This is a genomic window from Virgisporangium ochraceum, from assembly GCF_016863655.1.
In the GTDB taxonomy this organism is placed as follows: Bacteria; Actinomycetota; Actinomycetes; order Mycobacteriales; family Micromonosporaceae; genus Virgisporangium; species Virgisporangium ochraceum.
Window position 1 is genome coordinate 1 of record NZ_BOPH01000072.1, and the last position, 22,364, is coordinate 22,364.

A 22,364-nucleotide genomic window follows, 5' to 3' on the forward strand; every position below is an offset into this window, starting at 1 on the left:
TCGCCGCGCTCGCCGCGCTGGTTGTCGCGGTCGCCGCGCTGGCCGTCGCGGTCGTTACGGTCGCGGCGGTCGCCGCGCTCGCTCTGGCCCCGCTCGTTCTGGGCACGGTCGTCGCGGTTCTGACGGTCGGACCGCTCGCGTGAGCGCTCCTCCGCGGCCGGCTCGCCCTGCTGGGCGGCGCGCACGTCGGACGACGGACGCGGCTCGGGCGGCCCGGCCGGCCGGCTGGCACGGCGGGTGCGGCCCTCGGACGGCTGGTCGGCGGTGGCAGCGCCGGTGGCCGGGGCGGCGGCGGACGCGGCCTGCGCCACCGGCTGCGACGCCGACTCGACGGCGATGGGCAGCGGCTCGGCGGCCACCTTCGGGCGCTCGTCCTTTGGCGACTCGGTACGGGGCGCCGCGGCAACCTCGCTGCGGGCGGCCGTAGCGGCCTGGCGCTCCTGGATGGCGGTGACGAGCTCGCCCTTGCGCATGCGGGCCGTACCGGAGATGCCGAGCGAAGCGGCCAGGCTCTGCAGCTCGGGCAGCAGCATCGACGCCAGCCCGCCACCGGCGCGCCGCCGGCGCGTGGTGCCTGCCCGCTCGGCGACCGCCGCCTCGGCGGTGGCGCCGCCGCTGGTCACGTCGGCCGTGACCTCGGTGGTCTCGCTCAATGGATTCCTTCCCTCGTAAGGCCGGGGCTGCCCGGAATCTCTGAATGGCCGGGCGGCCTCGGAACCTGCCGAGCCCTCGGCGCGGCAGGGTTTGTTGCAGCGAACGGCCGGCCCGGTTGCCTCCAACCGGAAAACCGAACCCCGCTCTGCGCCAACGAGTTGCGTGGAGATTGCGGGTAAGGCGGCCGGCGCAGCTGGGGGTGCCAGAGGATTCGGGGTACGCCGCCCCGCTCGCGATCGCCGCGCGTAGCGGATGCTGCGGTCTAGAGCGTAATCAACTCTCTCGACCTGCGGCAACAGGGTCCCGCTCGGCGTGTCCAATAGTACCCTGCGCAGTCGACGCACCCGTCACATCGACACGCAGCCGCCACGTGCGCCACGCCGGCCCCGCGTCGGGCGCCGCCTCCGCGCCCGAATCGCCCGTACGCAGCAGGGCCAGCACCGTCGGACCGGCACCGCTGACCACCGCCGGCACCCCGGCCGACCGCAGGTCAGCGACCAGATCGGCGGACTGTCGCATTTCGGCGGCCCGATATGGCTGGTGCAGACGATCTTCAGTCGCGGAAAGTAACAAATCGGGATCGACTGTCAGAGCATGGACAAGTAGCGCCGCCCGACCGGCGTTGAACGCCGCGTCGGCGTGGGGCACGTCACGCGGCAACGCGGCCCGCGCGTGCGCCGTGAGCCCCCGCTCGGCCGGCACGTACACCACCGGCACGACCTCCGGCGACGGCGTGAGCCGCACGGCCCGGCCGACCCCGCCGTCCATGTACGCGATGGTGAACCCGCCCAGCAGGCAGGGCGCCACGTTGTCGGGGTGCCCTTCGAGTTCGGTCGCCAGGGCCAGCACCTGCGCGTCGTCCAATCGCCGCTCGCCCTCGACGGTGAGCGCGCGCGCCGCCAGAATGCCCCCGACGATCGCCGCCGACGACGAACCGAGCCCGCGCGCCTGCGGAATGTCGTTGCGACACCGCACCAGCACGCCCGCCGGACGCTCGCCGAGCCGCTCGAACGCCGCCGCCATCGCGCGGGCGACCAGGTGCGACCCGTCGCCGGGCAGCTCGCCGAAACCCTCGCCGGCCACCTCCACCACCACGCCGGACGCGGCGATCCGCGCCTCGACGAGGTCGTAACGCGCGAGCGCCAGCCCGAAGGAGTCGAACCCGGGGCCGAGGTTCGCGCTGGTTGCCGGAGTGCGAACCACGACCGGCGTGGAGATGAGCGCCATGAACGGGCATGTTATTCGGGTGCCGGGACGGGATACGGTGGGCCGGCCGAAATGAGCACGGTCATGGATCGGCTACAGATCGACGCTAGGTGGCGATGATGGGAAACCTGGGCCTTGTCCTCAGCGACATCGTGCTGATCATCGTTGCCCTCGGCGGCGGGATCCTCACCCTGGTGCGGGCGCGGCGGGTCGGTGGCCTCGCCGTGGGGCTGGCCGGCACGGCCTGCGCGCTCCTGGTGCTCTCCGCGATCCTCGACATGGTCTGGTGGCTCGCCATCTTCCCGGGCATCCTCGACTCCGACGGCTACTCCGGTGTCACCGGCGCCCACTTCGCGGTGTCGTTCATCGGCTGGCTACTGATCGTCGTCTCGATCGGGTTGCTGTTCGCGTCCACGAACGTCGGGCGGTCGGCCGGTGCCGACCTGATCGACGGGCGGGTCGCCGGTCCCGCCGGTGGGCCGGGGCCCATGCCGGCGGCGCCGGGCGCACCGGGCGGCTTCACGGTGCCGCCGCCAGCGCCGGCACCCGGACCGGCGGGCGCGACGCCCGCACCGGCGGCGCAGCCCACGCAGGGCTGGACGCCACCCCAGCAGGCCCAGCCGAACTGGAACATCCACTCCGGCGTCTGGTCGATCCCCCACGGCACGTTCGACGGTCCGCCCCCGGACCAGCAGAACCACCGCTGACGGGCGTCAGCCTCGCATGACCCGGAGGGTCAGAAGGCGCCACACCAGGGCGTAGCCGACGGTCGTGAGCGCGCACACCGCGACCACCACGCGGGGCGAGACGTGGTCGACGAACACCCCAGCGACGAGCTGGCTCGCCGCGATGGCCAGGGTCGCGATCATCATGTCGGTGGCGAACACCCGGCCGCGCAGCGCGTCGGGGACCTCCTCCTGCAGGGCGAAGTTCGACATGACCCAGTTGCCGCCGCCCGCCAGGTGGGCCACCGTCACGAGGATCAGGGCCAGCCAGAACCACGGCGTCACGGCCACCGCCAGATAGGCCAGGCCGTACAGCGACATCGACACCGCCAGCGCCGGCAGCAGCAGCTCGCGGCGCTTGAGCACCCAGCGGAACAGCAGCGGGCCGATCAGCGCGCCCGCGCCGCGGGCGGCGAACAGGAGACCGGTGCCGAGCTCGCCGATCCGGAAGACGACGCTGGCGAGCAGCGGGAAAGCCACGAGGACGCCGTTGCCCAGGCCCACCGCGCTCTTCACGGTGACCAGGGCCGCGACCCGCGGACTGCGGCGGATGTACCGGGTCGCCTCGACAAGGGCGTCCCACGCGTGCGGCGCCGGTGCGGTGCGTACGCCGGACGCGGCGCTGTGTGGCACGGTGCCGCCGGACGCGGCGCTGTGTGGCACGGTGCCGCCGGACGCGGCGCCGTCAGGCGTCGCGACGCCGCTGGGATGCGGCGGGGTGTCGAGGACGTCGTGCGGCTCGGTGCCGCTCACGCCGTCTCCACTCATCGGGACGACGGCCTGGAGCGGACGGCGGACCCGCCACACGGCGAAGGCCGAGGCCAGCAGGCAGAGCACGGTGACGGCGAAGCACCAGTACGGCCCGACCACCGCCGAGACCACGCCGCCCAGCGACGCGCCGACGACGAGCATCGTGCCCCACGCGGACCCGGCGAGCGCGTTCGCGGTGGCGAGGTCCTCGGGCGGCACGGTGTTGGGGAGCGCGGCCGACGCCGCCGGCGAGTAGAACGCCTTCGCGATCGCGAACGAGCCCACGGCGACGACCGCGACCCAGGCCGTGCCGGCCGAGCGGACCAGCAGCAGCGCGGCGACCGCGATGATGCCCACGAGGTTCGCCGTGACCATGACCCGGCGGCGGTCGACGCGGTCGGCGACCGTGCCGGTGTACGGCAGCAGCAGCGCGAGCAGTGCCATGTCGGCGGTCAGCACCAGGCCGCCCCACAGGCCGCTGCCGGTGAGCTCCGGCAGCAGCGTGAGGAGCGGGATCATGACGAACCAGTCGCCGCCGAAGAGGACCAGTTCGGAGAAGAACAGCAGGCGGAAGTCGCGGTTCCGGATCAGGACGGTAAGGACCGGGGGCACCCCCCGCACGCTACGCGAGGTCGAGCGCCTTCGCCGCTGCCAGGGCCTCCGCCTGGATCGTGACCGGCGAGGGGGCGGTGGCGATCGCCCACTCGGGATCCTTCAGGCCGTGGCCGGTGACCGTGCAGACGACCGTCGAGCCGGCGGGGAGGTCGCCAGCGGCCGCCGTCTGCAGCAGGCCGGCCACGCTCGCCGCGCTGCCCAGTTCGACGAACACGCCCACCGAGCGGGCGAGCAGCCGGTAGGCGGCGAGGATCTCGCGGTCGGTGACGGCGCGGATGAGGCCGCCGGACTGGTCGCGGGCGTCTTCGGCGCGGGTCCAGGACGCCGGGTTGCCGATGCGGATCGCGGTGGCGATCGTCGACGGCTCGGGCACCACCGTGCCATTGACGATCGGCGCGGCGCCGGAGGCCTGGAAGCCGAACATGCGCGGGCTCGTGCCGGCCTCCTGGTAGCCCATCCAGTACGCGGTGATGTTGCCGGCGTTTCCGACCGGCAGGCAGTGGATGTCGGGCGCGCCGCCGAGCGCGTCGATGATCTCGAAGGCGGCGGTCTTCTGGCCGTGCAGCCGGAACTCGTTCACCGAGTTCACCAGCGCCACCGGGTAGTCGAGAGCCAGTTTGGACGCGAGCGCGAGGCAGTCGTCGAAGTTGCCCGCCACCTGGAGCAGCTTCGCGCCGTGCACCAGCGCCTGCGACAGCTTGCCCAGCGCGATCTTGCCGGTGGGCACGAGCACGGCGCACGTGATGCCGGCGCGCGCCGCGTACGCCGCCGCCGACGCCGACGTGTTGCCGGTGGACGCGCAGATGATCGCCTTGTGCCCGGCCTCGACGGCCTTGGACACCGCGAGCGTCATGCCGCGGTCCTTGAACGAGCCGGTCGGATTGGCGCCCTCGACCTTCAGGTACACGTCGCAGCCGGTGCGTGAGCTCAGCTCGGGTGCCGGCACGAGCGGCGTGTTGCCCTCGTGCAGCGTGATGACAGGCGTGGCGTCCGTGACCGGCAGCCGGTCACGGAACGCTTCGATAAGGCCTTTCCACATTTACAGGTCCCCCTCCACCCGGAGAACGCTCGCCACGGCCTTCACCGCGTCGATGGTGCGCAGTTCGGCGACCGTCGCCGCGAGCGCCGCGTCGGGCGCCCGGTGGGTGACGATCACGAGGACGGCGTCGTGGCCGCGCCCGGCCTGGTTGACCGTGGCGATGCTGACGCCGTGCCGGGCGAAGACCCCGGCGACCGTGGCCAGCACACCGGCCCGGTCGGACACGTCGAGGCAGACGTGGTAGCGGGTGACGACCTCGCCGATCGGGCGGGCCGCCAGCTGCGCGTAGGCGCTCTCGCTGGGGGCGCGGGCACCGGTGCGCCGGTTGCGGGCCACCGCGACCAGGTCGCCGAGCACCGCGCTCGCCGTCGGCGCGCCGCCGGCGCCGCGGCCGTAGAACATCAGCTGACCGGCGGCCTCGGCCTCGACGAACACCGCGTTGAACGCGTCGCCGACGCTGGCCAGCGGGTGCGTCCGCGGGATCATGGCCGGGTGCACGCGGACGGTGACGGCGTCGTGGTTCCGTTCCGCGATGCACAGGAGCTTGATCGTGCAGCCCATCGCCTTCGCGCTGGCGACGTCGGTGGCGGTGACCTCGGTGATGCCCTCGCGGTAGACGTCGGCGGCGGTGACCCTGCTGTGGAACCCGAGGCTCGCGAGGATCGCGGCCTTGGCCGCGGCGTCGAAGCCCTCGACGTCGGCGGTCGGGTCGGCCTCGGCGTAGCCCAGGGCGGTGGCCTCCTCGAGCGCCTCGGTGAAGCTGGCGCCGGTGGCGTCCATCGCGCTGAGGATGAAGTTCGTGGTGCCGTTCACGATGCCGGTGATGCGGGTGACCCTGTCTCCGTGCAGGCTCTCGCGCAGCGGGCGCAGCAGCGGGATCGCGCCCGCGACGCTGGCCTCGTAGAACAGGTCGGCGCCCGCCTCGGCAGCGGCGTCGTGCAGCACGGCGCCGTCCTCTGCCAGCAGCGCCTTGTTCGCGGTGACGACGCTCTTGCCGCGCTTGAGCGCCTCGAGCAGCCAGGTGCGGGCCGGCTCGATGCCGCCGACGACCTCGATCACCACGTCGACGTCGTCGCGCTGCACGAGACCCATCGCGTCGGAGGTGAACAGGCCCGGGTCGATCCCCGTGTCACGCGTTCGGCCGGGACGCCGGACGGCGACGCCGACCAGCTCCAGCGGAGCACCGACGCGGGCGGTGAGGTCGGTGGCCTGCTCGTGGAGCAGCCGCACCACCTCGGAGCCCACCGTGCCGCAACCGAGCAGCGCGATCTTCACGGGTGTGGACATGGTTCCCCTTATCCGACGTCGAGCGCCAGGATGTCGTCTTCTGTTTCCCGGCGCACGATGACCCTGGCCTCCCCGTTCGCGACGGCGATCACCGGCGGACGGGGCACGTGGTTGTAGTTGCTCGCCATGCTGCGGCAGTAGGCACCGGTGCCGGGCACGGCGAGAAGATCTCCGGGCCGCACGTCGGCCGGCAGGAACTCATCCTTCACGACGATGTCGCCGGCCTCGCAATGTTTTCCCACGACGCGGGCGAGCACGGGCCCGCTGTCGCTGGCGCGGTTCGCGATGGTGGCGCTGTACGACGAGTCGTACAGCGCGGTGCGGATGTTGTCGCTCATGCCGCCGTCGACGCTCACGTAGGTGCGGATGCCGTCGACGTCCTTGACCGTGCCGATCTCGTACAGCGTGAACACCGACGGGCCGACGATCGCCCGTCCCGGCTCGACGCTCAACCGCGGTGACTGGATTCCGAGGGCGTCGCATTCCCGCTTGACCAGGCCGAACATCTGGGCGCCGAGGTCGGCGGGGTCGGCCGGGTCGTCCTGGGTGGTGTAGGCGATGCCGAAGCCGCCGCCGAGGTCCATTTCGGGGAGCTCGACGTTGTGTTGATCTTTTATTTGTTTGTGCAGCTGGAGCAGCCGGCGGGCGCTGAGCTCGAAGCCGGACGTGTCGAAGATCTGCGAGCCGATGTGGGAGTGGAGGCCGACGAGTTCGAGGGTGTCCTCCTCGATGATCTTCGCCACGGCCCGTTTCGCGGCGCCTCCGAACAGGGAGAAGCCGAACTTCTGGTCTTCGTGGGCGGTGGCGATGTACTCGTGGGTGTGCGCCTCGACGCCCACGGTGACGCGGACCATGACCTTCGGCCTTGCACCCTTTTGCCGCGCGATTTCGCTGAGCCTGTCGATCTCGTCGAACGAGTCGACGACGATCCTCCCCACGCCGGCCTCGACGGCTCTTTCGAGCTCGCGTGGCGACTTGTTGTTGCCGTGCAGGCCGATCCGCTCCGGCGGCATGCCGGCCGCCAGCGCCACGGCCAGCTCGCCGCCGGTGCACACGTCGAGGCTGAGGCCCTCCTCGGCGACGATGCGCACCATCGCCTTGCAGAGGAACGCCTTGCCGGCGTAGTACACGTCGGCGCCCTCGAAGCCGGCCCGGAAGCGGCGGCACCGCTCGCGCACGTCGGCCTCGTCGAGGACGTATGCCGGCGTTCCGTGCTCGCGCGCGAGGTCGCGCACGTCCAGGCCGCCGACGGTCAGGCTGCCGTCAGGGGACCGCGTGACGGTGGCCGGCCACAGCTCGGCCGTCAGGGCGTTGACGTCGTGGGGGGTGCGCAGCCACGCCGGCCCCCGGGAGCCGAGGTCGCCGTGGAGGGCGCCCGCTTCATGTGCGCGCATTGTGTGTTACATCCGTTCGGGTGCTGAGACGCCGAGCAGGGCGAGGCCGTTGGCAAGCACGATCTTGGCCGCCTCGACCAGCCAGAGCCGGGCGCGGTTGACGTCGGTGACCGGGTCGTCGCCACGGGGCACCACGAGGCAGTTGTCATAGAACCGGTGGTACGTGGTGGCCAGTTCCTCGAGGTACCGCGCGACGCGGTGCGGTTCACACAGTTCGGCCGCGGTGGCGACCACCCGGGGAAATTCGCCGAGGGCCTTGAGGAGGTCGAGCTCCTTCTCGTGCTGAAGCTCCGCCGGCTTCAGCTCGCCCTTGTCGATGTCGAGATCGGCCGCCTTCTTGAGGAGGCTGCAGATCCGGGCGTGGGCGTACTGCACGTAGAAGACCGGGTTCTCCGGTGCGTTCCGGGTGATCTCGTCGATGTCGAGGGTCAGCGGCGAGTCGGTGCTCGACCGGGCCAGCGAGTACCGGGCGGCGTCGACGCCGACCGCGTCGACCAGCTCGTCGAGCGTGATGATCGTGCCGGCGCGCTTGCTGAGCCGCACCGGCTCGCCGCCGCGCATCAGGTTCACCAGCTGGCCGATGAGGATCTGGATGTTCTTCTCGGGGTCGTCACCGGCGCAGGCCGCGATCGCCTTGAGCCGGCCGATGTACCCGTGGTGGTCGGCGCCGAGCAGGTAGAGACAGCGGTCGAAGCCGCGCTCACGCTTGTTGATGTAGTACGCGCAGTCGGCGGCGAAGTAGGTCTTCTCGCCGTTGCCGCGGACGATCACCCGGTCCTTGTCGTCGGTGAAGTCGGTGGTGCGCAGCCAGGTGGCGCCGTCCTTCTCGAAGATGTGCCCGTTCTTGCGGAGCACGTCGATGGCGTGCTCCACGGCACCGCCTTCGTGCAGCGATCTTTCCGAGAACCAGACGTCGAAGTGGACGTTGAACCGCTCCAGGCTCCGCTTCATCTCGGCCAGCATCAGCCGGTAGCCCTGCTCGCGGAAGTCCTCTTCGGATTCTGCTTCTATCTGTTGCGCGATTTCCTTGATGTAATCGCCGCCGTAGCCGTCCTCCGGCGTGGGCTGGTTGTGCGCCGCCGCGTAGAGGGAGCGGCCGAAGCGCTCGAGCTGGGCGCCGGCGTCGTTGGTGTAGTGCTCGCGGGTGACCCGCGCGCCGGCGGCCTCGAAGATGCGGCCGAGCGAGTCGCCGACCGCGGCCCACCGGGTGTGGCCCAGGTGCACGGGCCCGGTCGGGTTCGCGCTCACGAACTCGAGGTTGATGTTCTGGCCGCTGAGCGCGTCACCGCGTCCGTAGTCTCTGCCCTGCGTGACCACGACGCGCGCGAGCTCTCCGGCGGCGCCCGCGCTGAGGCGGATGTTGAGGAAGCCCGGGCCGGCTATCTCCACGCTCTTGATCTCTTGGTGCGTCTGCAGCGCCTCGGCTATGTCTTTTGCCAGCTCCCGGGGCGGGGTTTTTGTCGGTTTTGCCAGCTGGAGGGCCAGATTGGACGCATAGTCGCCGTGCTCGGGGTTGCGCGGACGCTCAACGCTCGTTGAAGCTGGCAGAACTGCCAGGTCGAGCCCGCGAGCAGCCAGCACGGTGCTCGCTGCCGCCCGTACCAGAGCAGCCAGTTCAGCGGGAGTCACTGACCAATGCTATCGGGGGTAGACTCCCATACTTGGCGGCGCCCCTTCGGGTGGCCCGCCGCCTCCTGAGACCGATTGACCGGACCCCCACCACGGACGAGGCCCATGAGCATCAGTACACCGCAGAGCGGCGGATCGCGCCGGCCTTCGGCCACCAAAGCCACCGCTGGCGGCAAGCCGAACCTGGAGAAGAAGGAAGAGTCGGCCGGCTCTACCCCGTCGAAGGCCGCTTCGAAGGCCGCTTCGAAGTCGGCCTCCAAGGCAGCTTCAAAGGCCGCCGGACGGACGGCGAGTGCCACGAAGGCCGGGGCCAAGGCCGCCTCTTCCCGTCCCGCCGCCAAGGCCGGCGCCGGTGCCCGTCCCGCCGCCAAGGGTGGCGGCCGTCGGCCGCTCGCGCCGGTCAAGGTGAGCCAGGGTCGCAACTGGGGTCCGATCGCCATGTTCGCCGCGGTGATCCTCGTCGCCGTCGGCATCATCGGCTACGCCGGGTGGCGCGTGTACGAGAGCGCGCTCACGGTGTCCGACCGGGTGGGCGCGATCGACGGCGCGGTGAACTTCCGCAAGTCGCAGCCCGACCTGGTGAAGGCCGCTCAGCACCAGTCCGGGCCGATCAAGTACGAGCAGAACCCGCCCGTCGCCGGCAAGCACAACGCCGACTGGCAGAACTGCATGGGCGAGGTCTACGACGCGCCGATCGCGAGCGAGCACGCCGTGCACAGCATGGAGCACGGTGCCGTCTGGCTGGTCTACAACCCGGCCAAGGTCGACGCCGCGCAGAAGGAAGCCCTTGCCGGCAAGGTCCGCGGCAAGGAGTACGCGCTGATGAGCCCGATGGAGAACCTCGACACCACCGTGTCGGTGCAGGCGTGGGGCTTCCAGTTGAAGACCGACAACCCGTCCGACAAGCGCATCGACGAGTTCATCAAGGCCACGCGCAAGAACGCGGGTGTCGAGCAGGCGCAGTGCTCCGGTGGCATCACCGAGACCGGCACCACCCCGCGCGACCTCCAGCAGCAGACGGGCGGCTGATGGTCGTCGACGACGACCTCGACGTCGACGAGCGTGTGACGCGGCCGTTGGGTTGGTCGCGTCGCGCGCTCGTCGCGTTTGGCGTACTCGGCGCGGTGGCCCTGCTCGCGGCGGGCTTCCTCGCCGGCCAGTGGGCGCCGATCCTGACCGCTCCGGGCGACGACTCCGCCGAGGCCGGCTTCGCGCGGGACATGTCGACCCATCACCGCCAGGCCGTCCACATGGGGATGGTCGAGTACGACCGTGGCCAGGACTCCACGGTGCGCCGGATCGGGTACGACATCGCCACCACCCAGCAGTACCAGGTGGGCGTGATGGAGGGCTGGCTCGAAGACTGGCGCCTCCCGTCGACCACCGACCGCGCGCCGATGGCCTGGGTCCCCGGCGGCAGGCAGATGCTCCAGCCCGACGGCCGCATGCCCGGTCTGGCCAGCCGAGACGACCTGGCGCGGCTCGAGGCCGCTTCCGGCAAGGACGCCGACATCCTGTTCTGCCAGCTGATGCTGCGCCACCACCTGGGCGGCATCCACATGATCGACGCCGTCCTCGACGCCTCGGACGATGACCGGGTACGGCCGCTGGCCGAACAGATGCGGCAGGCGCAGCAGGGGGAGATCGAGGCGCTGCGGGAGCTGTTGAAGGTTCTTGGGGCTGAGCCGCTGTAGGTCCGCGCGGCCTTCCCCGCGCGGCCTCCCCTTGCGCGGCCTTCCCCGCGCGGAGCGCGGTGGGTAACCCGGAGGCGGGTGCTGTTGGGGCTCTGCTATGGTTCTGTGGTCGCACGGACTGGATCTGGCGATTTGGCCCCCGTAGCTCAGGGGATAGAGCACCGCCCTCCGGAGGCGGGAGCGCAGGTTCGAATCCTGCCGGGGGCACCCAAGCGAAAGGCCCACTACCAGGGGAAACTCTGTGGTGGGCCTTCTTCGTATGTCCGGCTGTGCTCGCCCAGATCTGGCTGTTTACGGGTGTCCACGCCAAATACGCGCGCAAGTTTTGGCGCGGCTAGCCTTGGCGACCATGGTCGAGACGCCGAGGTCGCAGTACGCGCAGATCGCTTCCGAACTGCGGGCGCGCATCGACGACGGCAGGTACCCGCCGGGTTCGTCGCTGCCGAGCGAGACCCGGCTGGCTGAGGAGTTCGGGGTCACCCGGGTCACGATCAACAAGGCACTGACCCTGTTGCGGACGTCCGGCGATGTGAAGGTGCGACGTGGCGCCGACACGCGGGTTCGGAGCCTGCCTCGGATCACGCGGGAGGCCGGGCAACCCGACGGTCTCGAATCGAGGTATCGCGAGATCGGCCAGGTGTCCGCTCCCCCGGCTGTAGCTTCGACGTTGCGGCTCGGCGAGGGTTCGCCGGTGCTGGTGCGACGGATGCTCATGCTCGCCGGCGGCGAGCCGGTACAGATCTCGGATTCGTACTACCGGTGGTCGACCGACGAGGCGCTCTTGCGGGAAGACGTCGACCCGCGCTCGCGGCTGGCACCAGTGCGCTTCGCCGAAGACGTGACGGTCCGCGTGCCCGACGAGGCCGAGCAGCGAACGTTGGAGCTGGAAGCGTTTCAGACCGTGGTCGAGATCTGGGGCGTCGCCTACGCGGCCGAGGACGTGCCGGTCGAGGTGCGCGTCCAGGTGATGCCGAGCCACCTATGGAAGCTCAAGTACCGGTGGTGACTTGGCCTTGAGCGTCGCACTCGGCCAACTTGGGGCACGGGAAGACGCGTGGCGGCAGGCCCGGAAGCACATCGTGGCCGCGCCGTTGGCAGACGCGGCACCTCGTGGCCGAGCCGAGGGTCCAGGCCACAAAGCGGCGGTACAGAAGTGCAGGGCTCGGCGTTCCGAGGTCGACGGCGGCCACCATCGACAGGGTGGCGAGCAGTCTGGAGAGCACGTCCGGGTCTTCCTTGTGAATATCCCGTAGTTGCCGTCGGGCTGGCGGGCACGGCCAGTTCTCGCCATCGATCCGGCATGTCCACTCGGGACGTTGAACGCGGTGTTGGCTCATGACGGACGGCGATCGCAGGTCCAGCCGCCGCATTCCGGACACCATCGCGACTTCACTTTGAAGGCGAACAGACCGACGAGGAATCCGACCACGGCCACCACTACGTAGATCACTTCGCACTCCCTTGATCACTATGTGCATCATTCACGATGCATACTCGTCTAGACGTCCAGACAGCGCAAGTGAGGTGAGCGACTTGAACTCGGCAGACGCGTCACGGAAACTGCGTCGCGTGCCGCCCAAGCCGCAACGCCGAACGCCCACCGTCCGTGGGCGTCAACTCGGGATCGAGTTGAAGCGGCTTCGCGTCGCGGCGGGGATGACGGCCGATCAGGTCGCCGACGAGATTGGTTGCTCGCAGGGCAAGGTCTCCCGGATCGAACTGGCGCAGACCGGCGTCAGCAAAGGCGATCTGTTCCTGATGCTGGCGCTGTATGGCGTCACGAAGCAGGAACAACAAGACCAGTTCTGGCGGCTCGCGCGGGAGGCCCGTGGCCGAGGATGGTGGGAGGACTACCGCGACATCATTGCGAGCAGCCTCAGCACCTACATCGCGTTCGAAGCCGAGGCATCCGAGCTGCATACGTGGTCGTGGGGAACGATAAACGGCCTCTTGCAGACCGAGGCGTACGCGCGGGCGACCTTCACGGGTGAGCCGGCCGGCCGCAACCGCACCAGCAACGAGGTCTCCAAGCTTGTGGAAGCCCGGCTGTCGCGGCAACAGCGGCTCGCGGACGGAGCCTTGAAGCTCTGGGCGGTGTTGGACGAGTCCCTACTGCGCCGACCCATCGGCGGCCACGCCGTTCTCAGGGATCAGCTCGACTACCTGCTCGCACCACCGGCGAACGTGACAATCCAGGTTCTCGAACAGCAGACGATCTGGCACGCCGGGCTCAATGGCGCGTTCACGGTCATGGATTTTCCCGGCCATCCCAGCGTGGTGTTCGTGGAGACGTTGACGGGTGACCTCGACGTCGAGGGCGAGGACGACGTGGCGCGCTTTACGCTTGCGTTCGACTACCTTCGCGCGGAAGCGGTGGGGGTACAGGCGTCGCGCGACATCATCGCCCGCGCCCGGGATGAATGCGAGTAGAGGACGGTCCACGGTGAACCTGAGCGATGCCACGTGGCGCAAGAGCAGCCGGAGCAGCGGAGGCGGCAACGGCGATTGCGTGGAGGTCGCCATCGGTTCGGATTCAGTCATGGTCCGGGACTCAAAGCAGCCGAGCGGACCAGTTCTGGCGTTCACCCCGGCGCAGTGGCAGGCTTTCATCACTGCGGTCTGCCACGAACAATTACCGCCCACCGGGCGCTGATACCGAGCGATACCACCGTGATCATCCGCAATAGGCTGGACCAATCGTTATCAATACGGTACCGGCCACGCCTACCCGGGCCTATTGCACTTCGAAGGTCTTGACACTCTTGTCCGATCCGCGGATCCTGCGGAGCAGGGCGGAGTCACCTGATCCATCTCTCTCAAATGGAGAGGTGTAGGTCAGGAAGGGACCCTCGTTGAACGCGTCGATCCGCATGCTGTGGTTGACCATTTTCGCCCTTGCGAGCCTCGTGCTCGCCATCGTGTGCGGCGTCTTGGCTTGGGCCAAGAACAAGGATCTGCAATCGGCCGCTGTCGCCGGCGGCGCCACCTTCGCCGGCGCACTGACGTTGCTGTTCGCGGCTGCCACCTTCGTCGAACAGCCGTAATCGTGGGCGGCGCGTCAACCCCTTGCGCCGACTACACGTCTAGACGACTATGCATTGCGAGTGATGCAGCTTGCATCATGAACATGCCTGGGGAGAGTCGATGTCAGTTAGAGGGACGACGGTTGCACGGCGGCAGCTTGGACGGTGGCTACGGCAGTTGCGCACCACGGTCGGCAAGACCGAGGCCGACGTCGAGGCGGCGAACCTCGCGTCTCGCGTGAAGCTGTGGCGGATCGAAACCGGCAAGGGTGAAGTCAAGTTCGCCGACGTTCGGGCGCTGTGCTGGCTTTACGGTGCCGACAGCCTGACGACAGACGCTCTCGCCAACCTCGCCCAGGCGACCAGGGGTCACGGATGGTGGGAAGACTTCCGGTCCACGCCACCCCGCTACGCTTTGCGCTCTGGGTTGGAGCCCATAGCGGACAGCATCGACGCCTACGAGCCGGAACGGGTGCACCCGCTTCTTCAGACTCCTGACTACATGCGGGCTCTGTACCTGGTGTCCCGTCCTGAGGCCGATCAGATGGCGGTGCGGGAGTACGTCCACCTCGAACGGGAACGTCAGCGGGCGCTGCTGACCCGAACTCCGCCACCACGGCTGACGGTGGTACTCGGAGAGGCCGCTCTGGCGCGCTCGGTCGGCGGAGCCGACGTCATGGACGAACAGATCGCCCACCTTCAGGACCTTGCCCTGGAACTCCCGCTCGTCGACATCCGAATCTTGCCCTTGCAAGCCGGTGCTCACCCGGCCATCCACGGAGGGGCGTTTGGCATCCTCGGGTTTCCGGCGGCGGAGGATCCTGCGGTGGTTCATATCGAAGCCCAAACCGGGGCTCGCTACCTCGAACGGCTGGCCGAGGTCACCGAGTACCGCCGCGTCTTCACTCACATCTACGCGCAAGCGGTCTCCATCAACGAGTTCCGAGGCAGGCACACCGACGGGCCTGGCTGAACGACTCGCGTCAGCCAGGCCCGTACGGTGGTCGGCTCAGTGGCCGAGGGCTCGGTCGATCCGCTGTCGTAGCGCCTCGCCGCTCCCGTCGAGGCACTTGGCGTAGATCTTGTGAAGGATCTCGACGGAGTGACCGGCCCACTCCGCGACGTCGGCTGAGGGAATGCCGCCGTTCAGCCAGGTGGAGACAGCAGCATGCCGGAGGTCGTACGGCGTACGGGCCAGAGGCGATGCAGCCACCCGATCGATGAACGTGTCGGCCCGTGCGCGCTTCCACGCTCGGGTGATCGTAAGCTTCGGAAGCTCCGAGTCGTTGCGCTCGCCCACGAAGATCCGACCGTCCGGGGCGGTGCCGAACTCCGCGATGTGGGCATGCAAGAGGGCCGTCAACTCCGGTGGGCACGGCACGGTCCGGCTCTCGCCCCGCTCGCGCTGCTTGAGTTGACGCCGGTCGCGGTTCTCGCCGCTGTCCGTCCACTCCTTGCCCGCATGCGGCTCGGCGGTCTCCAAGTGCAGCTCGCCCCATCCACGTTCAGGTAACGAGAGGTTGTGCTTCTTCAGCGCCACTGCCTCTTCCGGACGCAGCGCGGCGAAGTAGAGGCAGCCGAAGAACGCCACCAACCGCGGTCCGCTCCGTTGCTGATCCCGGACGGCATTGAGCACCGAACGGACCTGTAGCGGATTCGCCACCGACCGGCGGTCGACGGCCAGCACCGGCTTGGGCGGCTTCCACTTCAGCGCTGGTACCGGATTCTTCGACAGCAGCTCGCGTTCTACCGCGTACTCGATTGCCGTGTTGAAGATCTTCCGCTTGCGGCTGAGCACGCTCGGCGCGGCCTGAGCGCCGTCGAGCCGGCGGGTGAGGCCAGCGAGAACGGCTCGCAGGATGTCCGGCTTGCTCAAGGCCGAGACGGGCCTGGTGTGCTTCTCCACCCACCGCAGCGCGGCGGCGACGTCGTCAGGCATGTTCGGGTCGTTGCGACGGTTGGTGTTGAAGCCCCACCGACACAGTGCCGAGCGGATCAGCTTGTCGTCGGGCTTGCCTCGGACGTTGGAGAACATGGCGGTGGTGACCGTCATCAGAGCCTCGGCGTGCGTGCGCCTGGTCGTGGCGGCCACGTCGGGCCACTTCATGTCCACGAACTCGCACGCGAACGTGTACCAGGGAACGTCCCTGGTAGTGCGCCGCTTCGAGACGGGCAGCCCCGACGCGATGTCGAACGCCTCGCCCTTCCTCGCGGCCGACACCAGCTCGGACCGGAAGCTCTCCGCAAGAGCCGACTGCTTGAAGGCTTCCCGCCACTGCTTCCCTGCGACTACCCATCGGACGTAGTAGCTGGTGCTTCGCGTGCCCTGGTAGACCTCGGTCTTCCAGATCCGGACGTCGAAAGTCGTCTCCACTAGGCCGCGTCCTCCAAGCCCTCAAGCCACGACTCGTAGTCGTCGCGGCGGATGCGGAGGCCACCGTTCGGCAGCTTGATGCAGCGGGGTGCGCGGCGCTTGGCGCGCCAGTCGTAGAAGGTGGATCGGGCGATTTCGAGGTCGTCGCAGACCTCGGCGATCGTCAGGTGGTACCGGTCACGCTTGCGCTTCGCGTCATCTCGCTTCATGTCGACCTCCCAGACGATCGACGACGGCCCGCAGCTCGGCGAGCGCGGCCGTCAGGTGGACCAGGGCGGCCTCGTCGCCGGGCGGGAGCGCGACGCGGAGCCGGATCTCGGCCAGCTCGCGGCCAGCGGGGTCGGCGACCCGGGTCAGTTCGCCGGTGGCGATTGGTACGCCGGCCGAACCAAGAGCCATCACGGCGACCGGCGCGGCTCGGTGCTCGCCGAGGGCGCATCCGGCGCCCAGGGCGCACCACTCGGGGTGGCGGCTCATCGGGTGCCGTCCCGGTGAATGCGAGCCGCTTGGTTCCAGAGGTGGCGGCCGAGCCGGATGCGGATGCCGGTCGCGTTGCAGTGTCGGCAGAGCCGGCCGCGTGGGGTGCCGGGCCGGACACGGCCGAGGCCGTTGCAGCGACGGCACGGGCCGAACGGTGAGGCGGCGCAGAGCGCGGCGTAGCAGAGGGTGAAGAGAACGAAGGTCGGGCAGAGCAGGCTAGCGATCAAGGACAGGGAGTCCACGGAGTGCTCCTCAGCGAGGTTCGAGGTCGAAGGGCGCACCGGCGATAGAGCGCTAGTGCGCAGGTGAGAGGCGGTCTCGGCCGCTAGCGGGGCCGCTAGGTCTAGCGGGTCGGGCCGATAGACCTAGCGGCTCGCGCGGCTATGCGGCCTTGCCTCGGTGGTCACGGTCGGCGACGGCCGCAGCGACGTCGGCGCGATGGATGCCCTTGCGGTTGGCGCCCTTGCCGGTGGCGGGGTCGGTTGCCCAGACCTGCCGGCCGACCGTGACGCCGTACGGCTTGAGCACGGCGGCGAGTTGGGCCGGCTCCCAACCGTCGTAGACATCCGGGCGTAGCTCGATAAGGCGCGCCACAACGGTCTCCGACCAGACCTTGGCCTCGGCGACCGGGACGACGGCGAGGATGTCGTCGAGCAACGTGTCCCGGGCAGCGACGGCCAGGGCGTGAAGTTCGCCGGCCGCGTGGCCGCTCAACGTTCCGGCAGCCTCGCGGAGCGCTCGGGCGCGCGTCACCACGGCTTCGACGTCGGCAGCGGCGGCGAGGTAGGTCCGTACGGTCACGGCCTCGTCGACGGCTCCGGAGTCGTCAGCGCCCAACAGGATGCCGACTCCCTTGTGCGCCCGCTGGAAGCGCGAGGAGTCGTGGCCGGCTCCGTACGATCCGGCGCCCAGCACGGCCTCGGAGGACTGCCACGTCATCGTCTTGAGGGCGAACCGCGTCCCGATGTTGTCGCGCAGGTCCGTGGGGACGGCCTTGCCGTCGGGCTTCTGGGTGAGCAGCACGACCATGATGCCGACGGCCGGACCGACCTTGCACAGCTCGGTCAGCAGCGACACGATCTCGTCGCCGTGCGCTGGGTGGCCGCTGTAGCGCTGGAACTCGTCGATGGCGATGAGCACCGGCCACAGTCGCAGCGCGCGCTTCGTGGCGATGGCGCGGGTCACCTTGCCCTCTGGGCAGAAGTCCGCCGGCAACGCGCCGATCGTGTCGTACCGGCGGTTCATGTCGGCGACGAGGGTGCGCAGATCGTCCACAAGAGACTGCACGACGTCGTCCCTGACGCCGAAGCCGATCCGGTGCGCGATCCGCTCGAACGGCAGCCAGTCGACCGGACCCTTGCCGTTGTAGACGTGCAGCTCGACGATCGGGTCGAGCGCGCAGGCGAGCACCGGCAGCCGGCCGGCGAACGTCTTGCCCATGCGCGGAATCGCGCCGACGAGCAGCGACGTGAACATGAGCAGCAGCGGCACCGGTCCGCCGCGCTGATCCTCGCCGAACGGGAACGGCGCGAAGATGTCGACCTCACCACGGGCGATGAGCGGCCACGGGCCGGACGGCTTGGCGTACGGGTCCTCGTCGGCGACCCAAAGCGCGAGCCGCCGCGCCGATCCGGCAGTCCCCCGCACCCGTGACGGCCACACCTGTACCTCGTCGAGGTCGAGCCCGGCGGCGAGGTCGGTGCGCTTCTTGATGGCCCTATCCGCGGTGATGCCGAACGGCAGGTCGATGACGGCCCGCCACCCCGGACCGTCGCGCACGATGGGCGCGGGGAACGTGATGGGATCGTCCACTTTGCACAGTCCACATGCGAGGAATGCGCGCACGACCACGTCGGCCGTCAGCCGTCGCACGCGCGGCTTCACCGCAGCCACGTCCAACAGGGGCTTGTCGGGCGTGGAGCCGATCCAACCGAGTAGCCCGACCACGACGGCGGTCGCGACCCAGCAAGCCGACCGTGAGTCGGCGATCAGCAGTGCGATCACGGTGACCGACACAGCGGTCGATGCGGCGATCAGGACGAGCGTGCGGAGCCGCACGCGGGCATCGCGTTGGCGGGAGAGCTTCAGGTAGTCCTCGGCGTCCTCCCGCCGGACGGCGGCGAGGCGCACCGGGAGCCCTTCGGCGTCGCTGGCCCATCGCGAGGTAGCCGCGACCGACCGGACGAGGCCGCGCGGTGAGCGGACGAATAGCCGCCCGACGTAGAGCGGGATGCGGGTCAAGTGGTACGCGATGACGTGGCTGTAATGGCCGACCACCCACCGCGCCACCGCGGCGGCCTCGGCGCGCGACCGCAGCCACGCCGGGACGATCGGCCGCCGCTCGGTCCTGCGGGCCGCGACCGGCGGATCGACCGGGATCGGCTCGTCGCCGATCTCGTCGCGCTCGTCGTCGATGTCGAATGCTTCCGCGGGACGGCGTTGCGCCCGCGCCTTGCCGAGGTCGACCACATCGGCACCGGCGAGGTCGGCTTCGAGGGCCGCCCAGTCGATGCCGTCGGGTTCGGGGCTTGCCATGATGGAGTCCTCCGAGAGGTCTGATGGCTGATCGGGAGGGCCGGGGCGCGGCCGGAGGTTTGCGAGGCCGGATGGCCGCGCCCCGGGCGTAGCTACTCGGGTTCGGAGTGGTCGACGAGGTACGGGAACTCTCCGTCGTCGAAGCGGGTGATGAACGCGGCCGGGCCGATCGGCATCACGGTCTCGGTGGCGCGGCCGTCGTGGTGGAACACCGTGGCGCCGCTGGCGCTGACGGCGGCGCCCCTCGTGTCCGGCACGGCTTCGGTGAGGTAGTTGGCGATCGGGCACGCACCGGCGTCGCCGGGAATACCACGCCACCCGCCGTTGTCGAGGGTCTCGGCGACGTCCTCGGCGGTCGGGCCGAGCGCGTGCAGGGCAATGATCATGCGTAGGTGTCGGCTGAACATTGGTGTCCTCTCAGACGGTTGCGGGTCGGTTGAGGTGGCGACGGACGGTGCGGTCGGTCACGCCGAGGCGGCGCGCGATGTCCGTCGTCGGCATGTCCGGGTGGCGGGCGCGAAGCTTCGCGACGGCCGCCGCCGTGGTCGGTCGGGTCTTGCGGCGCGGCGTCCGCTCGATGTCCGGGAGGGACGGAGCGACGCTGTCCGGCGCGATGTCCGCTGCGGTGTCCGGTTGCTCGACGGCGCGAAGCCGGCCGGCGAGCTCGACGAGGCAGACGGACGCGACGATGACGAGACCGTCCACCGACAGTGGGATGAGGTAGGGAGCCGCGCCCTGCTCGCCGTACCGGGCGGCAACGCCCACCATGTGCACGTAGCTCACGTAGGCGGCGATCGCCGCGATCGACGCGGTTGCGGCGAACCGCACCACGGCGAGCGTCCGCTGGTGGACCGGTACCCGTGAGATCAGCTCGACGGTCAGCAGCAGCGCCAGCGGCGGCCACGCCGCGATCGCCTGACTGATCGGGTTCGGGTTGGCGTGCAGGACGTTGGCGGCTACCGACGTGGCGACGCCGAGAACGAGCGCCGCGCGGACACCCCACCGGACGCGGCGGAGCTGCTCGGCCGTCATTGGCCGCCGCCGAGCTGCTCGCCGATGACGGTCAGGCCGGCGCGGACACCGTCGACGAGGGCGCGGGAGGGCGTGGCGAGCATGCCGTCCGAGCCGGCGACGACCAGGCCGAGCATGAGGCCGCAGACGGCGGTGAGGACGACGCGGCCCCTGGTCTTCCGGTCGATGGCGAGCATGGTCAGCAGGGTGAGCAGGATCAGCGAGAAGATTCCGAGGCTCACGGTCGTCTCCTTTCAGGCCGCGTCGCGGTGGTCGATGGCTTCGGGTGTTGCCGGCTCGCCGGTCGGCGGCTCGGCGTTGCCGGCTTCGCGGGTCGCCAGTGCGGCGGCTTCGCGGAGGACGCGGCGGATGGCGCGGCGGAGGCGGCGCCAGTCCGCTTCGGACGGCCCGCCGGTGGCGGTAAGGAGCCGGATCTCGGCGTCGATCAGCTCGATCTCGGCCTGGATCAGCGACCACTCGCGCTCGATCGCGGCGAGTGCCTCGGCGGTCGGTTCCTCGTAGGGGTCGAAGCGGTCTTTGCCGTGTGAGGGAACGGGAATCACGGTGTTCGGTCCTCTCTGGATGCGATCACTACAACGTGAAGTTGTATTGACTTCATCGGCAACGTACAGCGTGACGTTGTATTCGAGCAAGATGGATGCCTTGAGCACTCTGGTACCTGAGTGCGGGTACGCTCCCCGGTGATGTCCGAGCAGACCGGCGATCTACCAACCGACTGGTGGACGACCGAGGATGTGTTGGCGTTCCTGAAGTCGGCGGGAGCGCCGATCAGTCGCGCAACGTGGGCGGCCTACGTGTCCCGCGGCCAGGCCCCGGCGCCGGACCGGATGTTCGGCCGCTCCCCTGCCTGGAAACCCGCCGCCGTCCGCGACTGGCAGGCGAGCCGCCCCCGGCGCGGCTCTGTCGAAGCTGACACCTGAATTCACCTCCCGTCGTTGACTCGTCTCGCTTTCGGTGAGACCAAGTCAACCGGGAAACGGCCGCACGGCCGATGAACCAAGCGACGATCGCCGATGCATCAGCGATGCAGAACCGGTGCACCGATCATCTTTGAGACGGCGAACCCCGGGCCGCGACAGTGGCCCGGGGTTCGTGGCGTTGAACGGCTACGCGGCTCGCTTGCTTGCGAGGGCCGAGTCGAGCGCGTCGCGAAGATCTTGAGCCTCATCGAGAGTCAGATTGGCACCTACAGGCTCCGCATTGTCGCTGAATGCGGACAGGACGACGAAGTCATCTTCGCCGTACCGCGCGATCTCGACGGCCGCACTGTCGTTGTGCCACAACACTTCCCCGCTGCACGTCATGTCGACCGCACTCCCCCGCTCGTGGTTGACGTGGCACCACGGCGAACAGTCGACACCTTTCCGATCGGTCATCGCACTCCCTTGTGATGACGGCCGACGTGACCGATGGCCCGATCGCCGGCCGGATGACTGGACAGGGCACGGCGGGCTGGCATCGCGGCACCTCCCGCCGCACCCCGACTCTCAAGGTACAGACGTCTAGACGAATACACCACCAAGCATCCGGACGCATATACGTACAGTAAGTCCATGATCGTCCCGGATCGCGAAGGTGCTGCTTATCGGCAGCTCGCCAGTGTTCTTCGCGATCGCATCCGTAACGGAGAGCTACCACCGGGACGTCGGATGCCTTCTGAGAAAGATCTACACGACGAGTTCGGCCTTGCCCGCGAGACGATCCGCCGCGCACTCGCCGTCCTCCGACAAGAGGGCCTGATCGAGGTCCGCCAGGGCCACGGAACCTTCGTCGTCGACGCTCCACCAACAGTCGAGCTACGCCCTGGCGATCAGGTCACCTCAAGCGCGGCCATCACCGTCACCCGAGCCACCGGCGACGTCGAGACCTACCCCACCGGAACCACGCTGACGGTGCGAGGCAAGTAATGCGCAGCGCCGGCCGGAGC

At 69.5% G+C, this 22,364-nt stretch carries 26 protein-coding genes and 1 tRNA gene; 12 read left to right on the top strand and 15 right to left on the bottom strand.

What is annotated here, in order from left to right; all coding sequences use genetic code 11:
* On the bottom strand, positions 1-653 hold a 653-nt coding region (locus Voc01_RS24410; protein WP_203929864.1), incomplete at its 3' end, for a Rho termination factor N-terminal domain-containing protein.
* A 274-nt stretch (positions 654-927) separates the two neighbouring features.
* Positions 928-1,881 (bottom strand): homoserine kinase, encoded by a 954-nt coding sequence (thrB, locus tag Voc01_RS24415; protein WP_203929865.1) that lies wholly within the window; start codon positions 1,879-1,881, stop codon positions 928-930.
* A gap of 98 nt (positions 1,882-1,979) precedes the next feature.
* Here thrB and Voc01_RS24420 point away from each other — a divergent pair, with 98 nt between their 5' ends.
* The gene (locus Voc01_RS24420; protein WP_203929866.1) at positions 1,980-2,567 is read left to right on the top strand and encodes a hypothetical protein; all 588 of its coding nucleotides are present in this window, start codon (positions 1,980-1,982) and stop codon (positions 2,565-2,567) included.
* A 6-nt stretch (positions 2,568-2,573) separates the two neighbouring features.
* Here the strand turns inward: Voc01_RS24420 and Voc01_RS24425 are convergent, their stop codons facing one another.
* From Voc01_RS24425 to argS, 5 genes are read right to left on the bottom strand one after another with little or no spacing between them, the layout of a single operon-like run.
* Positions 2,574-3,947, bottom strand: coding sequence for an MFS transporter (locus Voc01_RS24425; protein WP_203929867.1), 1,374 nt, complete (start codon positions 3,945-3,947; stop codon positions 2,574-2,576).
* 10 nt (positions 3,948-3,957) lie between these two features.
* Positions 3,958-4,989, bottom strand: a complete 1,032-nt coding sequence (thrC, locus tag Voc01_RS24430) for a threonine synthase (RefSeq protein WP_203929868.1) — start codon at positions 4,987-4,989, stop codon at positions 3,958-3,960.
* A complete protein-coding gene (locus tag Voc01_RS24435; RefSeq protein ID WP_203929869.1) occupies positions 4,990-6,276 on the bottom strand; it encodes a homoserine dehydrogenase in 1,287 nt (428 codons plus the stop codon). It lies immediately after the preceding gene.
* An 8-nt stretch (positions 6,277-6,284) separates the two neighbouring features.
* Positions 6,285-7,670 (bottom strand): diaminopimelate decarboxylase, encoded by a 1,386-nt coding sequence (gene lysA / locus Voc01_RS24440; protein WP_203929870.1) that lies wholly within the window; start codon positions 7,668-7,670, stop codon positions 6,285-6,287.
* A 6-nt stretch (positions 7,671-7,676) separates the two neighbouring features.
* Positions 7,677-9,299 carry an arginine--tRNA ligase gene (gene argS, locus Voc01_RS24445; protein WP_203929871.1) on the bottom strand — a complete coding sequence of 541 codons (1,623 nt, stop codon included), beginning with the start codon at positions 9,297-9,299 and terminating at the stop codon, positions 7,677-7,679.
* Between the two features lie 105 nt (positions 9,300-9,404).
* On the opposite strand from argS, the gene Voc01_RS24450 reads away from it, so the two are divergent.
* The 8 genes from Voc01_RS24450 (at position 9,405) to Voc01_RS24485 (ending at position 14,989) form a co-directional block, all read left to right on the top strand.
* Entirely contained in the window at positions 9,405-10,328 is a 924-nt protein-coding gene (locus Voc01_RS24450; protein ID WP_203929872.1) for a thioredoxin-like domain-containing protein, read from the top strand.
* The gene (locus tag Voc01_RS24455; RefSeq protein WP_203929873.1) at positions 10,328-10,993 is read left to right on the top strand and encodes a DUF305 domain-containing protein; all 666 of its coding nucleotides are present in this window, start codon (positions 10,328-10,330) and stop codon (positions 10,991-10,993) included. The genes Voc01_RS24450 and Voc01_RS24455 overlap by 1 nt, the downstream gene beginning before the upstream one ends.
* A 135-nt stretch (positions 10,994-11,128) precedes the next feature.
* Positions 11,129-11,200, top strand: a tRNA-Arg gene (locus Voc01_RS24460).
* A 34-nt stretch (positions 11,201-11,234) separates the two neighbouring features.
* The gene (locus Voc01_RS24465) at positions 11,235-11,999 is read left to right on the top strand and encodes a GntR family transcriptional regulator (protein WP_203929874.1); all 765 of its coding nucleotides are present in this window, start codon (positions 11,235-11,237) and stop codon (positions 11,997-11,999) included.
* A 563-nt stretch (positions 12,000-12,562) separates the two neighbouring features.
* Positions 12,563-13,423 carry a helix-turn-helix domain-containing protein gene (locus Voc01_RS24470; RefSeq protein WP_203929875.1) on the top strand — a complete coding sequence of 287 codons (861 nt, stop codon included), beginning with the start codon at positions 12,563-12,565 and terminating at the stop codon, positions 13,421-13,423.
* Positions 13,410-13,646, top strand: a complete 237-nt coding sequence (locus tag Voc01_RS24475) for a DUF397 domain-containing protein (RefSeq protein WP_373873865.1) — start codon at positions 13,410-13,412, stop codon at positions 13,644-13,646. Before Voc01_RS24470 ends, Voc01_RS24475 begins: the two co-directional genes overlap by 14 nt.
* 199 nt (positions 13,647-13,845) lie before the next feature.
* Positions 13,846-14,037, top strand: a complete 192-nt coding sequence (locus tag Voc01_RS24480) for a hypothetical protein (protein WP_203929877.1) — start codon at positions 13,846-13,848, stop codon at positions 14,035-14,037.
* 100 nt (positions 14,038-14,137) lie between these two features.
* The gene (locus tag Voc01_RS24485; protein WP_275423750.1) at positions 14,138-14,989 is read left to right on the top strand and encodes a helix-turn-helix domain-containing protein; all 852 of its coding nucleotides are present in this window, start codon (positions 14,138-14,140) and stop codon (positions 14,987-14,989) included.
* A 36-nt stretch (positions 14,990-15,025) separates the two neighbouring features.
* Here Voc01_RS24485 and Voc01_RS24490 read toward each other — a convergent pair whose 3' ends face one another.
* The gene (locus tag Voc01_RS24490) at positions 15,026-16,390 is read right to left on the bottom strand and encodes a tyrosine-type recombinase/integrase (RefSeq protein ID WP_203929879.1); all 1,365 of its coding nucleotides are present in this window, start codon (positions 16,388-16,390) and stop codon (positions 15,026-15,028) included.
* Complete coding sequence (locus Voc01_RS24495) at positions 16,390-16,599, bottom strand: helix-turn-helix transcriptional regulator (protein WP_203929880.1); 210 nt, start codon at positions 16,597-16,599, stop codon at positions 16,390-16,392. Before Voc01_RS24495 ends, Voc01_RS24490 begins: the two co-directional genes overlap by 1 nt.
* Here Voc01_RS24495 and Voc01_RS24500 point away from each other — a divergent pair.
* On the top strand, positions 16,598-16,885 hold the full coding sequence (locus Voc01_RS24500) for a hypothetical protein (protein ID WP_203929881.1): 288 nt from the start codon (positions 16,598-16,600) through the stop codon (positions 16,883-16,885). The genes Voc01_RS24495 and Voc01_RS24500 overlap by 2 nt on opposite strands.
* Before the next feature lie 366 nt (positions 16,886-17,251).
* Here Voc01_RS24500 and Voc01_RS24505 read toward each other — a convergent pair whose 3' ends face one another.
* The 5 genes from Voc01_RS24505 to Voc01_RS53255 all read right to left on the bottom strand — a co-directional run bounded on the left by Voc01_RS24505 (position 17,252) and on the right by Voc01_RS53255 (position 21,087).
* Positions 17,252-19,405 (bottom strand): cell division protein FtsK, encoded by a 2,154-nt coding sequence (locus tag Voc01_RS24505; protein ID WP_203929882.1) that lies wholly within the window; start codon positions 19,403-19,405, stop codon positions 17,252-17,254.
* A 92-nt stretch (positions 19,406-19,497) separates the two neighbouring features.
* A complete protein-coding gene (locus Voc01_RS24510) occupies positions 19,498-19,791 on the bottom strand; it encodes a hypothetical protein (protein WP_203929883.1) in 294 nt (97 codons plus the stop codon).
* 31 nt (positions 19,792-19,822) lie between these two features.
* Positions 19,823-20,437, bottom strand: coding sequence for a DUF2637 domain-containing protein (locus tag Voc01_RS24515; protein ID WP_203929884.1), 615 nt, complete (start codon positions 20,435-20,437; stop codon positions 19,823-19,825).
* Positions 20,434-20,658 (bottom strand): hypothetical protein, encoded by a 225-nt coding sequence (locus tag Voc01_RS24520; protein WP_203929885.1) that lies wholly within the window; start codon positions 20,656-20,658, stop codon positions 20,434-20,436. The genes Voc01_RS24515 and Voc01_RS24520 overlap by 4 nt, the downstream gene beginning before the upstream one ends.
* Before the next feature lie 12 nt (positions 20,659-20,670).
* Complete coding sequence (locus Voc01_RS53255; protein WP_203930026.1) at positions 20,671-21,087, bottom strand: DUF6284 family protein; 417 nt, start codon at positions 21,085-21,087, stop codon at positions 20,671-20,673.
* A 33-nt stretch (positions 21,088-21,120) separates the two neighbouring features.
* Here Voc01_RS53255 and Voc01_RS24530 point away from each other — a divergent pair, with 33 nt between their 5' ends.
* Positions 21,121-21,357 carry a helix-turn-helix transcriptional regulator gene (locus tag Voc01_RS24530; protein WP_203929886.1) on the top strand — a complete coding sequence of 79 codons (237 nt, stop codon included), beginning with the start codon at positions 21,121-21,123 and terminating at the stop codon, positions 21,355-21,357.
* 186 nt (positions 21,358-21,543) lie between these two features.
* On the opposite strand, the gene Voc01_RS24535 is transcribed toward Voc01_RS24530, so the two are convergent.
* On the bottom strand, positions 21,544-21,813 hold the full coding sequence (locus tag Voc01_RS24535) for a hypothetical protein (protein ID WP_203929887.1): 270 nt from the start codon (positions 21,811-21,813) through the stop codon (positions 21,544-21,546).
* Positions 21,814-21,990: 177 nt separating this feature from the next.
* Between Voc01_RS24535 and Voc01_RS24540 the strand changes: the two genes are divergently transcribed.
* Complete coding sequence (locus Voc01_RS24540) at positions 21,991-22,344, top strand: GntR family transcriptional regulator (RefSeq protein ID WP_203929888.1); 354 nt, start codon at positions 21,991-21,993, stop codon at positions 22,342-22,344.
* Positions 22,345-22,364: the final 20 nt, after the last annotated feature.